Source organism: Halomonas sp. HK25 (assembly GCF_047795635.1).
In the GTDB taxonomy this organism is placed as follows: domain Bacteria; phylum Pseudomonadota; class Gammaproteobacteria; order Pseudomonadales; family Halomonadaceae; genus Halomonas.
Genome location: NZ_CP181044.1, coordinates 1,062,390 through 1,077,825 on the forward strand (window position 1 = coordinate 1,062,390; position 15,436 = coordinate 1,077,825).

General features: G+C 70.4%; 12 protein-coding genes. 8 read left to right on the plus strand and 4 right to left on the minus strand.

The genetic code is table 11. The features are described 5' to 3' along the window. Positions 1-91: 91 nt before the first annotated feature. The 5 genes from ACM26W_RS05245 to ACM26W_RS05265 all read left to right on the plus strand — a co-directional run bounded on the left by ACM26W_RS05245 (position 92) and on the right by ACM26W_RS05265 (position 5,923). Positions 92-1,000, plus strand: a complete 909-nt coding sequence (locus tag ACM26W_RS05245; protein WP_416140817.1) for an ABC transporter substrate-binding protein — start codon at positions 92-94, stop codon at positions 998-1,000. Next, positions 1,000-2,028, plus strand: a complete 1,029-nt coding sequence (locus tag ACM26W_RS05250) for a FecCD family ABC transporter permease (RefSeq protein ID WP_416140818.1) — start codon at positions 1,000-1,002, stop codon at positions 2,026-2,028. The genes ACM26W_RS05245 and ACM26W_RS05250 overlap by 1 nt, the downstream gene beginning before the upstream one ends. 10 nt (positions 2,029-2,038) lie before the next feature. Continuing rightward, complete coding sequence (locus tag ACM26W_RS05255) at positions 2,039-3,187, plus strand: FecCD family ABC transporter permease (protein ID WP_416139797.1); 1,149 nt, start codon at positions 2,039-2,041, stop codon at positions 3,185-3,187. Next, positions 3,184-3,996, plus strand: a complete 813-nt coding sequence (locus ACM26W_RS05260) for an ABC transporter ATP-binding protein (RefSeq protein ID WP_416139798.1) — start codon at positions 3,184-3,186, stop codon at positions 3,994-3,996. Before ACM26W_RS05255 ends, ACM26W_RS05260 begins: the two co-directional genes overlap by 4 nt. Before the next feature lie 106 nt (positions 3,997-4,102). After that, a complete protein-coding gene (locus tag ACM26W_RS05265) occupies positions 4,103-5,923 on the plus strand; it encodes an ABC transporter ATP-binding protein (protein WP_416139799.1) in 1,821 nt (606 codons plus the stop codon). Positions 5,924-6,424: 501 nt separating this feature from the next. On the opposite strand, the gene ACM26W_RS05270 is transcribed toward ACM26W_RS05265, so the two are convergent. Next, complete coding sequence (locus ACM26W_RS05270; protein WP_416139800.1) at positions 6,425-6,859, minus strand: SRPBCC family protein; 435 nt, start codon at positions 6,857-6,859, stop codon at positions 6,425-6,427. Between the two features lie 45 nt (positions 6,860-6,904). Between ACM26W_RS05270 and ACM26W_RS05275 the strand changes: the two genes are divergently transcribed. Continuing rightward, entirely contained in the window at positions 6,905-8,482 is a 1,578-nt protein-coding gene (locus ACM26W_RS05275; protein ID WP_416139801.1) for an NAD(P)H-dependent oxidoreductase, read from the plus strand. Between the two features lie 141 nt (positions 8,483-8,623). Next, on the plus strand, positions 8,624-9,067 hold the full coding sequence (locus ACM26W_RS05280; RefSeq protein ID WP_416139802.1) for a DUF6789 family protein: 444 nt from the start codon (positions 8,624-8,626) through the stop codon (positions 9,065-9,067). A gap of 204 nt (positions 9,068-9,271) precedes the next feature. On the opposite strand, the gene fhuB is transcribed toward ACM26W_RS05280, so the two are convergent. From fhuB to ACM26W_RS05295, 3 genes are read right to left on the minus strand one after another with little or no spacing between them, the layout of a single operon-like run. Then, positions 9,272-11,248: a Fe(3+)-hydroxamate ABC transporter permease FhuB gene (gene fhuB, locus ACM26W_RS05285; RefSeq protein WP_416139803.1), complete on the minus strand. Its 1,977-nt coding sequence runs from the start codon at positions 11,246-11,248 to the stop codon at positions 9,272-9,274. Further along, complete coding sequence (locus ACM26W_RS05290) at positions 11,238-12,155, minus strand: iron-siderophore ABC transporter substrate-binding protein (protein ID WP_416139804.1); 918 nt, start codon at positions 12,153-12,155, stop codon at positions 11,238-11,240. The genes fhuB and ACM26W_RS05290 overlap by 11 nt, the downstream gene beginning before the upstream one ends. A 58-nt stretch (positions 12,156-12,213) precedes the next feature. Then, positions 12,214-12,984 carry an ABC transporter ATP-binding protein gene (locus ACM26W_RS05295; protein ID WP_416139805.1) on the minus strand — a complete coding sequence of 257 codons (771 nt, stop codon included), beginning with the start codon at positions 12,982-12,984 and terminating at the stop codon, positions 12,214-12,216. 195 nt (positions 12,985-13,179) lie between these two features. Between ACM26W_RS05295 and ACM26W_RS05300 the strand changes: the two genes are divergently transcribed. Next, a complete protein-coding gene (locus ACM26W_RS05300) occupies positions 13,180-15,375 on the plus strand; it encodes a TonB-dependent siderophore receptor (protein ID WP_416139806.1) in 2,196 nt (731 codons plus the stop codon). Positions 15,376-15,436 lie beyond the last annotated feature (61 nt).

Sequence of the window (15,436 nt, forward strand, 5' to 3'; positions counted from 1 at the left end):
GCCCTTGTCTGCCCGGGAGTTCTCCATGCCACGCTCGCCCTCGTTCCTGCCCCTCCCGCTCGGCCTTTCCCTGTCCTTGCCCCACCACCTGATGCTGGTCGCAGCCGGCCTGACCCTGGCCATGAGCGCCGAGGCACGTACTCTCGATACCGCCCATGGCGAGATCGAGGTGCCCGAGTCTCCCGAGCGTATCGTCACCCTCTACGAGGGTGCCCTGGATACGTCGCTGGCGGTCGGGATCGTCCCGGTGGGGGCGGTAACCACTCGCGGCGGCGACGGCGTGGCCCGCTATATCGAAGCCCACCTCGAGGCCCATCCCACGCCAGTGCACCCGGCCATCGTCGGCGTAGTGCGCGAGATCAACCTCGAGGCGGTGCTGGCCCAGCGCCCCGACCTGATCCTGGCCGCGCCGCAGCTCAGTGACGACCAGTACGCCCTGCTGTCGCGCATCGCGCCCACCATCGTGCCGCCGGCCCAGCCGCTGGCCGCGGATAACTGGGAGGCCGAGGCGCGCCTGTTCGGTGAGGCCCTGGGCCAGGCAGATGCGCTGGAAGCGGCCATCGCCGAGGTGCATGCGCGCAGTGCCGCCTTGGCCGAGGCGCTTGAGGCGGCCGAGCTCACTGGTTCCGCCAACCTGATTCGCTGGATGCCCCAGGGCCCCATGGTGATGTCGGAATGGCTGTTCACCTCGGGGCTGATCCAGGCGGCGGGGCTTGCGATCGGCGATGCCGGCCTGGTGCGCGATGGCGGGGTGCACAGCGACCCCCTGAGCCTGGAGAATCTCTCGCGGCTGGACGGTGACTGGCTGTTCCTGGCCACCCTCAACGAAGAGGGGCAGGAGGCGCTGGACGCGGCGCGGAACTCCCCGGCCTTCGCTCGCCTGCCGGCGGTGCAAGCCGACCGGGTCATCCCGGTGGACGGCCAGCTGTGGACCAGCGCTACCGGCCCGCTGGCCGCCCAGGCGATCCTCGAGGAGCTCGAAACGGCGCTGTTGCCTTGATGGTGGGTCTCGCCATCGGTCATGTCGCCCCCCGCGGCCGGCCCGGTCTTGCCCGAATCGCGCTGGCGCTGAGCGGTCTGCTGCTGCTCGCCGTGCTGGCCAGCCTGCTGCTGGGCGCCGGGGATGTCGGCCCCGCCCGGGCGCTGGCGGTGCTGCTGGGAGGGGGCGGCCAGGAGGCGCGCTTCGTGGTGAGCGCGCTGCGCGGCCCGCGCACCCTGCTCGGCATCGTCGTGGGCGTGGCGCTGGGGGTGGCCGGGGCGCTGCTGCAGGCGGTGTCGCGCAACCCCCTCGCCGAGCCCGGGCTGCTCGGGGTCAGCGCCGGGGCGGCCTTTGCCGTGGCCCTGGCGCTGTGGCTGGGTGCCAGTGCCGCTACCCTGCGTATCGCCGTGGGTCAGCTCGGCGCGCTGCTTGGTTGCGCCTGTGTGCTTAGCGTGGTGCGTCTGCGCGGCCTGGGCGGCGACCCGGTACGCCTGATCCTGGCCGGGGCGGCCTTCACGGCGCTGCTGGGCTCGCTCACCTCGCTGCTGCTGCTGTTCGATCAGCGCAGCGCCGACGAGATCCGCTTCTGGGTGATCGGCAGCCTCGCCGGCCGGCGCCTGGAGGACCTGCTGGCGGTGCTGCCGAGCCTCACCCTGGCGCTGGGCCTCACCCTGTGGCTGGCAAGACCCCTGGCGGCCATGGCGCTGGGCGAGCGGGTGGCCGCGGGCCTCGGCCATCGACCGGGCCGGGTGCGGCTCGCCGTGGTGCTGGTGGTGGCGCTGCTGGTCGGCGCCGCCACCGCCATCGCCGGTCCCATCGCCTTCGTCGGCCTGGTGGTGCCCTTCGCCGCCCGCGCCCTGGCCGGACCGGACATCCGCCGCACCCTGTGGCTCTGCCTGCCGCTCGGCCCGCTGATGGTGCTCGCCGCCGACGTGGCCTCGCGGCTGCTGGTGGCGCCCTCCGAGCTGCCGCTGGGCGTGCTCACCGCCCTGCTGGGTGCACCGGTGCTGGTCGCCGTGGTGCGCGCCCGGCGGCTGCCGGCGCTCTAGGAGACCAAGGATGAAAAAGGAGTCCTGGGGTCAGACCCCGGCCGAGTCAATGAGTCCCGGGTTCGGCAGGTCGCAAGCGGTTTCCACGCTGCCGGGGTCTGACCCCGAAAGCCGCAGCCAGCGTGCCCCGGCGGGCTACTGGCGACTCGTCCATGGCGAGTTCAGCCTGCTGGTGGAGCGCCGCGCTCTGGCCGCCAACCTGCTGCTGGTCATGCTGCTGCTGGTTGCCTCCGTGGCCTACCTGATGCTCGGCAGCATCCCGGTCGGCGCCTCGGAGCTGGCGCGGGCGCTGAGCGGTAACGGCGAGGGGGTCACCGCCTTCGTGATCCACGACCTTCGCCTGCCGCGCCTGGCAGCCGCTTGGCTGACCGGCGCGGCCTTCGCCCTGGCCGGCTGCCTGATGCAGACCCTGGCCCGCAACCGCCTGGCCACGCCGGGCATCATCGGCATCGACAACGGCGCTACCGCCTTCGCCGTGGCGTCCGTGGTGGGTCTGGGGGTGTCGCTGGCGCCGCCGGCCATGGCCCTGGCGGGGGCCGCCACCGCGGCGGCCATTACCTTCGGGCTGGCCAACGGCGGCGACACCCGCGGCTATCGCTTCATCGTCGCCGGCATCGGCATCGGTGCGGTGTTCGGCGCCATCACCCAGCTGCTGCTGGCGCGGGTGGCCATCGACACCGCCAATGCCGCCTACCCTTGGACGGTGGGCACCCTTAATGCGCGCCCGGGCGGGGCGGTGATGGCGCTGGCAGCGGGCCTGGCGCTGGGGCTGGGGCTGGCACTGGCGCTTTCCCGCTCTCTCACGTTGATGCGCTTCTCCGACGCCGTGGCCGCCGGGCTCGGCGTGATGCTGCACCGTCGTCGCGTCCAGGTGCTCGCGCTCTCGGTGCTGTTGACGGCACTCGCCGTGGCGGTGGCCGGGCCGGTGGGCATGGTGGGGTTGATCGGCCCGGAGATCGCCCGCTCGCTCTCCTCATCCCGGGGCGTGCCGCTGTTCGCCTCGGCGCTGGCCGGTGCCCTGGTGATGGTGCTGGCCGATCTGGTGGGCCGGCTGCTGCTGGCCCCCATCGAACTGCCGGTGGGCATCGTCACCGCCGTGGTCGGCGGCCCCTGGCTGCTGTGGATCCTGCTGAGACCCGATTCGAGGAGCTCGAGATGAACGCGTCCCCTCTGCCGCTGCACCGCCTGGAGGCCGAGGCCCTGAATCTGGCCCACGGCCGCACGGCGGTAATCCACGGCCTGGATCTCGCCCTGCCGCCGGGCCAGGTCACCGCCATCGTCGGCCCCAACGGCTGCGGCAAGTCGACCCTGCTGGCCGGGCTCGCGCGGCTGCACGCCCCGGGCGGCGGCGCGGTGCTGCTCGACGGTGCGGACATCCAGCGCCTGCCGGCCCGCCAGTTGGCCCGGCGCCTGGCGCTGCTGCCCCAGGAGGCCACGGCGCCGGAGGGCCTGACTGTGCATGACCTGATTCGCTTCGGCCGCCAGCCCCACCAGGGCTGGCTCAGCCAGTGGTCCGACGAGGATCAGCGCGTGGTGGAGGAGGCCCTGGCCGCGGCGGGGCTCGAGGCCCTGGCCGAACGCCCCCTGGAGGCGCTCTCCGGCGGCCAGCGCCAGCGCGCCTGGATCGCCATGACCATCGCCCAGCAGACCCCGCTGGTGCTGCTCGACGAGCCCACCTCGGCGCTGGATCTCGGCCATCAGCTCGAGGTGTTCGAGCTGGTGCGCCGCCTGGCCGGTGCCGGGCGGACCCTGGCGCTGGTGCTGCACGACCTGGCCAGCGCCTGCCGCTACGCCGACCACCTGGTGGCCATGCGCGCCGGGCGTGTCGTTGCCCAAGGCGCGCCGGCCGAGGTGGTCACCGAGGCGCTGGTGCGCGAACTCTACGGCGTGGCCTGCACCCTGATTCACGACCCCACCACCGGTACCCCTATCCTCACCGATCTGCGCCGACTGTCCGCATCCGGCTAGCGCCGGCGGGGCGTCAGCGCGGGGGCCGCTATCCCTGATAGAGCTGATATTGGCCGGGGGCAAGCGCCCTCGGCTATGCTGCGCGGGCCAAGCACAAGGATTGCCGATGACCACAACTGCCTCCCCCAACAGCTTCCAGGCGCTAGTGCGCCTGCTGCGCTACGCCCGCGGCTACCGGCGGCGCATCATCGCCGCCACCAGCTGCTCGATCATCAACAAGATCTTCGATATCGCCCCGGAGATCCTGATCGGCGTGGCCATCGACGTGGTGGTGAATCAGGAGCGTAGCTTCGTCGCCCGAATCGGCTTCGAATCGGCCCAGGAGCAGATCCTGATGCTGGCGGTGCTGACCTTCTTTATCTGGGCCGGCGAGTCGATCTTCGAATACCTCTACAAGATCCTGTGGCGCAACCTGGCCCAGCGCCTCCAGGCGGACATGCGCCTGGACACCTACGAGCACGCCCAGCGCCTGGACATGGCCTACTTCGAGTCGAGGAGCTCGGGGCAGCTCGTCGCCACCATGAACGACGACGTCAACCAGCTGGAGCGCTTCCTCGATGGCGGCGCCAACTCGTTGATCCAGGTCGGGGTCACCGTGGTGGCGGTGGGGGCGGTGTTCTTCGTGATCTCGCCTTTGATCGCGCTGCTCGCCTTCACGCCGATTCCGCTGATCATCTGGGGCGCCTTCTTCTTCCAGCGCAAGGCGGGGCCGCTCTACGCCGACGTGCGCGAGAAGGTGGGGGATCTCGCCAGCCGACTCTCCAACAACCTGGCCGGCATCGCCACCATCAAGAGCTTCACCAGCGAGGCCCGCGAGGCGGCGCGCCTGCGCGAGGTGAGCGAGGCCTACGTGGAGGCCAACCGCCGCGCCATTCGCGTGAGTTCGGCCTTCATCCCGGTGATTCGCATGGCGATACTCGCCGGCTTCCTGGCCACCTTCACCGTGGGCGGCATGCTCGCCCTGCGCGGCGACCTCAACGTGGGCGCCTACGGGGTGCTGGTATTCCTCACCCAGCGCCTGCTGTGGCCACTGACCGGGCTGGCCGAGGTGATCGACCTCTTCGAGCGCGCCATGGCCAGCACCCGGCGCATCCTCGACCTGCTGGCGGTGCCGATCACCGTGCGCGACAACCACGGCACGCCCCTGGCCTCCCCGGTGCGCGGCGAGGTGGACTTCGAGGGAGTGAGCTTCCGCTACGCCACCAGCGACGTCGGCGTGGAGACGGTCAGCCTGCACGTGCCCGCCGGCCATACCCTGGCGCTGGTGGGTGCCACCGGCTCCGGCAAGTCGACCCTGATCAAGCTGCTGCTGCGCTTCTACGACCCCAGCGCCGGGGAGGTCTGCATCGACGGCCAGCCCATCGGTGAGGTGAGCCTCGCCTCGCTGCGCGGCGCCATCGGCCTGGTCAGCCAGGACGTCTACCTGTTCGAGGGCAGCGTTCGCGACAATATCGCCTATGGTCGCCCCGACGCGAGCGAGGCGGACGTCGTGGAAGCCGCCAAGACCGCCGAGGCCTGGGCGTTCATCGAGGCCCTGCCCCAAGGGCTCGACACCCCGGTGGGCGAGCGCGGCGTGCGCCTCTCCGGCGGCCAGCGCCAGCGGCTCTCGCTGGCCCGGGCGCTGCTCAAGGACCCGCCCATCCTGGTACTGGACGAGGCCACCAGCGCCGTGGACAACGAGACCGAGGCGGCCATCCAGCGCTCGCTGCGGCGCATCGGCCACGGCCGCACCGTGATCATGATCGCCCACCGCCTCTCCACCATCGTCCACGCCGACGAGATCGTGGTGGTCGAGGGCGGCCGAGTGGTGGAACGCGGTACCCATGGGACGCTGCTCGAGGCCGACGGCCGCTACGCCGCCCAGTGGCGGGTGCAGACCGGGGCGCTGAGCGCCGACGCCGGCCTGGGTGCGCTGCCGAGTATGTGAGGCTGGAGCGCCACCAGGCCGAGATGATGTGGACCACCTTGAGCGGACACTTCGACGGCTACACCGACGAGCCAGATGATGGGTCGCGTCTCTATCAGCTGACCTTCCAGAGCTGAAGCAGGGGCTCCTTGAGGCCGTTGCGCCTGGCCAGGTACTCCGCATCTCGTCGGGCATTCGCTGCTTGCGTGACGCTCATGGGCCCATCGTCTTGCTGGCGCTGTGCTCTGGTTATCGCCCGACCTTCCGAGGGGGCCTTTTTGCTGCCCAATATTGCCCTGGTCATGATGTTGGCTGTGCGGTGAGTGTTCATGAGGACCCTCCAGTTCATGATAAATGCGCCTGCGTGCCGTCAACCGCTTCGTGACCATCCATGAGGCCATGCGCTTACGGGGGAAGACTTTTTGAAACAATAGCACACAATTTGTTACACACAAGGTGCATTGATGCACCCGAGCGCTGGGTGGGAGGGAAGGGCCGCCGCTGACTCAAGAGACGGGATGGCTACTCCCGTCCGTTTCGATTCGATTGCAGTTGGGCCTCCACCCTGCCGATGATGTCCCGGCTCAGCTTGCGCAGCAGGGGCTTGGCGGCGAGGTTGACCGACTTCTCGATCGCGCGGGAGGGCAGGCTGTACGCCAGGGTGAGGTGGATGCGGGTGCCGCCCTCGATGGGGGTCAGGCGGTAGCAGCCGTGGTTGGGCACGCCACCCACCGAGCGCCAGGCGAAGCGTTCGGGGGGCGTGAACTCCGTGATTTCCACCTCGAAACTCAGCGGCAGGCCGGCCACGCGGAGCCGCCAGCGGTAGCGACGCTCCCCCAGGCGAACTATGGTGTCTATGGCGTCGCTGTAGTCGGCGAATGTCTCTACTCGGCCGATGAGCGCAAACACCTCCTCCTGGCTGGCCGCGATCTCGGCCTCGTGCTCGATGACAGGCATGTTCCTCTCGCTTCTCCGAAAGACGATGCGGTGACACAGTAAGGTATGACAACGTCCAGGAAGAACGACGCCCCGGCCGGCGAAGGGGAGCCGGCCCGAGCGCCGGTCAAGGTGCTGGTCATCCTCGGTCACCCGCGCACCGACAGCCTCTGCGGGGCACTGGCGGATGCCTTCTGCGAAGGCGCCCGCTCGGTGGGCACTCAGCTGTGCCGCCTGGATCTCGCGACGCTGGTGTTCGATCCGCACGTGCAGACACCGTCGCCCAACGATCAGCCGCTTGAGGCCGACCTCTGCCGGGCGAGGGAGCTTGTCGCCTGGGCGGAGCATCTGGTCTTCATCTACCCCACCTGGTGGGGGTCGGTTCCCGCGCTGCTCAAGGGATTTCTGGACCGGATCATGGCCCCGGGGTTCGCGTTCAGGACCTGTGAGGGGGGCATCGGCTACCAGGGGCTGTTGAAGGGCCGATCGGCGCAGCTGATCACGACCATGGATACGCCGCCGCTGATCCACCGGCTGCTCTATCGCGAGCCGGGCAAGAATGCCATGGCGCGGGCGACACTGGGCTTCTGCGGCGTTCGCCCGGTGCGTGCGCTCGCCTTCGGTTCGGTCAAGGACGCCAGCCCGCAGCAGCGTCAGGCCTGGCTCGCGCGCGCCAACCGCCTGGGGTGTCAGCTGGCGCGAGGCCGGATCACCCCGACGGAACGGCTCAAGCACAAGGCGGGGGCGTGGCTGCGCGCCCTGCGCCTGCAGTTCTACCCCATGACCTGGATCGCCTACGCAGTCGGCGGCCTGGCCGCCTCGCCGGGCGGGGGCGTGTTCAGCAACCCGGTGTTCTGGCTCGGCTACCTCTGCCTGTTCCTGCTCGAGGTGGCCACCGTGCTGGTCAACGAGGTGGTCGACCTGCGCACCGATCGCTCCAACCGCTTCTACAGCACCTTCACTGGCGGGTCGCGGGTGCTGGTGGAGGGCCTGTTGAGCCCGCGTGAGGTCAAGGCCGGGATCGTCGCCGCGTTGCTGGGCTTCGTGGGCAGTACGGCCTGGCTGCTTGGCCTCGCACCGGCGGCCCAGGCGACCGTGACCCTCCTGCTGGGGGTGTTGGCGGTCCTGGCCATCGGCTATACCTTGCCGCCGCTGATGCTCAGCTATCGCGGCCTGGGCGAGTTGGATGTCGCCGTCACCCACAGCATCGGCGTGCTGCTGTGCGGCTATGCGTTTCTCGGCGGGGCCTGGGGCGATCCGCTGCCATGGCTGTTGAGCCTGCCGCTGCTGCTGGCGATCCTCCCGTCCATTACGCTGTCGGGCATCCCCGATCTCGAGGCGGATGCGGGCGCCGGCAAGCGCACCTTGGCGGTGCGCCTGGGGCGAAGGGGAGCGCTCAAGGTGGCACTCGGCTTCACGCTGCTGTCCGCTGCCGTCGCCGTGGGCTGGCAGCTGATGGGGCTGGCCGGTGACGCCTTCGATGGGATCGCCTGGGTGGCCGTCCCCCACGGTGCCTGGCTGGTGTGGCTGTTGACCCGGCACCTTCGAACGGACCACCCTCTCGCGCGCATCGATGGCCTGATGGTCGCATCGCTGGGCTATGTGCTGTGGTTCGGGTTGGTTCCGCTGTTCCGGCTGGCATGACAGTGTGCGACCCTCCCGCGTTGGTCGCCGCATGCCGGTCGCAAGGCGTGATGCGACCCCTGGCGAGAGTGATCGGCCCTGGCGCCTGGTGCAGTCATTGCGCCTATACTTTAGCCAGGACAACTGCCATCGAGGTGCGTCATGATCGTTCGCTTGGGCAGTGGGATGGTGGCGGGACTGGTGGCGACCCTGGTCATCTCCATGTTCATGATTCTGCGCCTATCGGCCGGTATCATGCCTTGGTACAACATCGTCGAGATCATGAACCTGACGGCCCAGAACGTGTTGGGCACGCCGAACAGCATCGTCGTGGGGTGGATCATTCACTTCACGGTCGGCACGCTGATCTGGGGTGCGCTGTTCGCGCTGCTGGCCCCGTACCTGCCCGGCAGCAGCGAGACCCGCCGTGGGCTGGTGTTCGGCCTGGGCGCCTGGCTGGTGGTGATGGTCACGGTATTCCCCCTGGCCGGTTCGGGCATGTTCGGCATGGGGTTCGGCTTGGTCGCGCCCATCTCCACCCTGGTGGGGCATATCATCTTCGGGCTGGTGCTGGGTTCCACCTACGGCTGGCTGGTTCGCCGGTAGCCGAGGGGTTTCTCGGGCCTTACTCCGGTGTGCTAGCGATACAGGACACCTAGACGACCCCTGGCTTATCCCCCCTCCTCGCCCGTGCGTTTCGGGACGTCGAGTCGACGCCCCGAGCTTGCCGACCCAGCGTTCCAGGAACCGCTCGACCATGATGGCAGGGCTATAATCACTGATGTCTACTCTCATACATCGCCCTGCCTACTACCGGCGCCGCAGGCCCCACATGAAGTAGGCGCCCCCCAGCAGCGAGGCCACCAGGCCGGCGGGGATCTCCGCGGGGAACAGCAGCTGGCGGCCCAGCCAGTCGGCCAGCACCATCAGCAGGGCGCCGATCAGTGCGGCCCCCAGCAGGTGCGCCCGGGCCCGGGAGAAGCCCGCCAGCCTCGCCATGTGGGGCGCCAGCAGGCCGACGAAGGAGAGCGGGCCCACCACCAGGGTGGCGCAGGCGGTCAGCAGGGCGACCAGCAGCAGCAGCGCCAGGCGCGCCCGTTCCACCCGCACCCCCAGCGCCGCGGCCGTGGCGGCCCCCAGCGGCAGGATATCCAGCCAGCGGGCGAAGGGGCGTGCCGCCAGGGCCAGCCCCACGGCGAGGCCCGCCACCAGCGTCGCGCTGACGGGGTCGACGTAGTAGGTGGAACCCGAGAGCCAGGCGATCACCTGCTGGCCGCGGGGATCGCCGCCGGCCAGCAGGATGGCGCGCACCGCATCGAACAGCGCGGTGATCGCCACGCCGCTGAGCAGCAGCCGCTCGGGCACGAAGCCGCTGCGCCGGTTGAGCAGGACCAGCACCGCCAGGCTGCCCAGCGCCCCTAGGGTTCCGGCGACGACCAGGGTCAGGTTGCCGGGGGCGGGCAGCAGGAAGATCGCGGCCATCAGGGCGATGGCACTGCCGCCGCTGATGCCCAGCACCTCGGGGCTGGCCATGGGGTTGGCGGTGACGCGCTGGATCAGGGTGCCGGCGATGGCCAGCATCACCCCGCTGCCCGCGGCAGCCAGCAGTCGCGGCCAGCGCCAGGCCAGCACCGCCTCGTCGAGGGTCGTGAACCAGCCGCCGGCCGCCTGGCCCACCAGCAGGGCGAGCAGGGTAGCGGCCATGAGGCCCAGGGCCAGCCCCGCGGCCAGGCGCCCGGGAGCCGGGTGCCGCGGGGCCAGGGCCGTGGCGGCGCCGGGCTGCCGGCCGGCCTCCAGGCGCAGCCGGGGAATCAACCACAGCAGCAGCGGCGCCCCCAGGGCGGCGGTGGCGGCCCCGGTGGGGATCAGGGTCGGCAGGGTGCCGGCGAGGCGCTGCAGCAGCAGGTCGGTGGTGGCCAGCAGCAGGGCGCCGAGCAGCGTCGACCAGACGAGCCGCGGGCCCAGCCGGCGGGCGCCGGCCAGGCGCACGATATTGGGCGCCGCCAGGCCGATGAAGCCGACCACCCCCACCACGCTGACCACGCAGGCGGTGAGGAAGACCGCCAGCCCCAGCCCCGCCAGGCGCAGGTGCTTCAGCGACACCCCCAGGCTCCTGGCGCTGGCGTCGTCGAGTTCGAGCACCGCCAGCGGCCGCAGCAGCAGCCAGGCCGCCAGGCCGCCCAGCAGCAGCCGCGGGGCCAGGAAGGCGGCGTCATGCCAGCCGTTCTGGGCCAGCGAGCCGGCGCCCCAGATCAGCAGCCCCTTGAGGGTTTCCTGATGAAACAGCAGCAGCACCATGCCCAGGGCCCCGGCGTAGAGGTTCACCACCAGGCCGGCGAGGACCACCACCGCAGGCGCGAGCCCGCGGCGCCAGGTCAGGGCGAAGACCAGCGCCATGGCGCCGGCTCCCCCGGTCAGGGCCACCCATTCGCGCCCGGCCAGTAGCAGGCCGGGGGCGAGCAGGGTGGCGGCCATCAGCGCCAGGTTGGCGCCGCTGGCCACCCCCAGGGTGGTGGGGGCGGCCAGCGGGTTGCGCAGCACCTGCTGCATCAGCACCCCGGCCAGGGCCAGGCCGCCCCCGGTCAGCAGCGCCATGGCCAGGCGCGGCCACCAGCTGTAGTGGCGCACCAGCGACTCGGCACTCTCCGGCGTCACCACCGTCAGCGCCCGCAGGCCCTCGAGGAGCCCCTCCTCGGCGAGCGATCCCGCCACCAGGGCCAGCAGCGCCAGACTCGGCAGCAGGCAGACCAGGGCAGGGGCGTGGCGGCGGGCGGCTTCAGTCGTCATGGGGCGCCTCCTCCAGGGCGGCCACCAGGTGGTCGGCGAAGCGCATCGCCGAGGGCAGGGCACCGAAGCTCCAGACCGGGGGCAGGGTGATCAGGGCGCCCTGGCGCACGCTGGGCTGCCGCTGCCAGAGGCCACTGCCGGCCAGCGCCGCCTGGACGCCCACCGGGTAGGGTTCCACCACCACCAGCTGTGCCTCCAGGCCGGCCAGCTGCTCGAGGCCTACCAGCGAGAAGCCCCAGGCGTTGGTCTCGCCGTGCCAGGCGTTCTCCAGCCCCAGACGGACCATCACAGCCTGGTAGAGGCCGCCCTCGCCGAACACCCGGACATGACGCTCGTCCATGAACTGCACCACCAGCAGCGGCGGTACCCGCGCGGGAAGCCGTTGCCGCAGCGCCGCCAGCCGCGCCTCCGTCTCGGCGATCAGCCGTTCGGCGGCCGCTTCCCGTTCGACCAGGCGGCCGACCTCGCGGGTCAGCTCGCGCAGCTGGGGCCAGGTCTCGCGGCCCGGGGAGTAGAGCGGCAGGGTCGCCACCGGGGCGATGCGCGACAGCCGCGGCGCCAGGTTGGCGAACATCGGCGAGATCAAGATGCGATCGGGCGCGAGGCTCGCCAGCAGCTCCAGGTTGGGCTGGCTGCGCAGGCCGAGGTCGGCGGTGACCTCGGGCAGGCGCGGCGTGCCGACCCAGGCATGGTAGGCATCGACCTGGGCGACGCCGGCCGGCGTGACGCCCAGCGCCACCAGGGTCCCGGCCAGGGTCCAGTCGAGGGTGGCGATGGCCGGCTGGGCCAGGGCGCGAGGCGCCGGCGCCAGGGCCAACAGCAGCGCGACGAGAACGCAGCGAAGCCGCCAGGCGGGCACGGGCGAGGGGGATGAGGACGCGGCGGGGCGCAAGTGGGAGATGGTCATCGGGACACGGGATTCTGGGTCAGGGTCTCGGTATGGGGCGCAGGCCGCCAGGGGGGCGTCAGGCATGGACCAGGGCGACAGGGTGGTGGCCGGCAGGATGCGGCATCACCCGCATGGGGATGCCGTAGATGGCCTCCAGGGTGGCCTCGTTCATCAGCTCGGCCGGGGTGCCTCGGGTCAGCACGCGCCCGCCGTGCAAGGCGACCAGATGGTCGCAGTAGCGCGCCGCCATGTTGATATCATGAAGGACGATCACCACGCCGAGCCCCAGCGTCTGGCTGAGCCGGCGGATAAGCGCCAGCACCTCCACCTGGTGGGCGATGTCCAGCGCGGCGAGCGGCTCGTCGAGCAACAGGAAGTCGCTGCCCTGGGCCAGCAGCATGGCCAGCCAGACCCGCTGGCGTTCGCCGCCGGAGAGGGTATCGACCAGGCGGTCGCTGAAGGCCTCGGTGTGGGTCGCGGCGATGGCAAGGTCGACGGCCGCCTCGTCCTCGCGGGTGTGGCGACCCAGCAGGCCTCGCCAAGGGTAGCGGCCCATGCCCACCAGCTCGTGGCCGAGCAGGTTCTCGGTGGCGGGCAGCTGCTGGGGCAGGTAGGCCACCCGGCGGGCGAACTCACGATGGCCCCAGCGGGAGAGGGGGCGGCCGGCGAAGTGCAGCTCGCCGCGGCTTGACGGCTGCTGGCGGGCCAGCAGCTTGAGCAGGGTCGACTTGCCCGAGCCATTATGGCCGATCAGGCCATGTACCCGGCCGCCCTCGAGGGTCAGGTCGGTGGCGGCGAGCAGGGGTCGGTCGCCGACGGCGAAACCGGCTCCGCGCATTTCGAACATGCAGGGCGCTCCTTCAGCGGGCCCCGGGCGGGGCGGCCAATAGGCGCTACCTTACCCGTGTTGATAATGCGTATCAATAAGATCTCTCGGTGACGAATGTCCGGAATTTGAGAATGATTCCTACTTGTTTACACAAATGATAGTGATTAACATGCGCGTTCATTCCGCACACAACAACCGAAGGCTTGCACACCCATGTCCCATTCTGCCGCCCACCCCTTCGGGGTCGATCCCCTGGCCGAGGCCGTTCGCCGGGCCCTTGGTCTCGCCACCGCCGGTGCCTTCCTGCTGTGCTCACCGGCCCTGCTGGCCCAGCAGGTCGAGTCCGCCGAGGAACTCGAGACGGTGACCATCGAGGCCGAGGCCCTGTCGATCATCACCGAGGGCTCGGAGCGCTACCGGGTGCCACTCACCAGCACCGCCACGCGACTCGACCTGACGCCACGCGAGACGCCTCAGTCCGTGTCGACCGTGACCCGGGCTCAGATCGACGACTTCAACCTGGACACCACCAACGACATCCTGGAGAGCACCCCCGGGGTGACGGTGGAGCGCCTGGAGACGGACCGCACCTACTACACGGCCCGGGGCTTCGAGATCTCGAACTTCCAGGTCGACGGGGTGCGCGTGCCGATGCCCTACAACAACGTGCATGGCGACGTGGACAGTGCGATCTACGACCGGGTCGAGGTGGTGCGGGGCGCCACCGGGCTGATGTCCGGCTCGGGCAATCCGGCGGCGACGGTCAACTTCGTGCGCAAGCGACCTACCTTCGAGCCCCAGGCCTCGGTGTCGGCGACCGTCGGCTCCTGGGACCAGCGGCGCCTCGAGGCCGATGTGGCCGGGCCGCTGGATGCCCAGGGACGCATTCGCGGGCGCCTGGTGGCGGCGGGGATGGAGAGCGACTCCTACCTCGACCGGTTGAGCCGCGAGCGGGGGCTGCTCTACGGCGTGCTGGAGGCCGATGTCAGCGACAGCACCCTGGTGACCCTCGGCCACACCTGGCAGCAGAACAACACCGACGGCAACATGTGGGGCTCGCTGCCGCTCTATGACTCAGCCGGCAACCCGACCGACTACGATGTCGAGACCTCCTCGGCGCCCCACTGGTCCTTCTGGGACGTGGAGACCCGTCGTAGTTTCCTCGAGGTGCAGCAGGCCCTCGGTGACCGCTGGTCGCTGAAGGGGACCCTGACCCATCTGGATATGCTCTCCGACACTCAGCTGCTCTATATCTGGGGCGTGCCGGATGCTGCCACGGGCACCGTCGACAGCAGCCAGCTGTTCATCAGCCAGTACGACCGCCACCTGGAGCAGTGGGTGGCCGATCTGCATGCCAAGGGCGACGTCGATGCCTTCGGCCGCAGCCACCAGGTGGTGATGGGGACGGACTGGAGCCAGAGTCGCAACCAGCAGGAGTCTCGCTATCCCACGGCGGACTTCGATGCGGGCGGCCAGGGGCTCCCGCCGCTGGACGACTGGAACGGTCGCTATCCCGAACCCGACGCCTGGGTGGCCTTCCCCGGCACCGATGGGGATGCCACGGTCAAGGAGCGCAGCTTCTATGGCGCCGCCAAGCTGGACCTCGCCGAGCGCTGGACCGCCGTCGCCGGCGCCCGGCTGAGCTGGGCCGACACCACCGGCGAGCAGTACGGTGTCTCCCAGGAGAGCGACCACGATCGGGTGCTGACGCCCTACGCCGGCCTGATCTATGACGTCACCGACTGGGCGTCCCTCTACGCCAGCTACACCGAGATCTTCCAGCCCCAGACCGCCATCGACCGCAAGGGTGACTACCTCGACCCCGTCGACGGGGTGAGCCAGGAGGTCGGCCTCAAGGCCGAGCTGTTCGACGGCGGCGCCGATGCCTCGCTGGCGCTGTTCCGCACCGAGCAGAACAACGTGGCCCAGCCGGCGGGTACACGGCCGGATGGCACCGCCTTCTTCACGGGCGGGGACGGCATCACCAGCGAAGGGGTGGAGGCGACGCTCGCCGGCGAGCTGGCCCCGGGCTGGCACGCCAGCGTCGGTTATACCTACCTGGAGATCGAGGACGCCGAGGGCGATGCCACCAACACCTACATCCCGCGCCACCTGGTGCGTGCCACCACCAGCTATCGGCCGGCGTCCCTGGATGCCCTGAAGGTGGGGGCGCGGCTTCGCTGGCAGGATGAGATCGAGCGCGACCGCGACTTCGCCGATGGCAAGACCCGGCAGGGGGCCTACGCGCTGGTCGACCTGATGGCGAGCTACGATTTCAGCGATAACCTGACCGGCTCGCTGAACGTCAACAACGTCACCGACGAGACGTACCTGACCAGTCTCAAGTGGGACCAGGCCTTCTACGGCGCTCCGCGAAACGTCATGCTCAACCTGACCTGGCGCTACTGAGCCCCAGCGCACTTAGGCACGCCACGAAGGCCCACCCCGGCAACGAGGTGGGCCTTCGTCT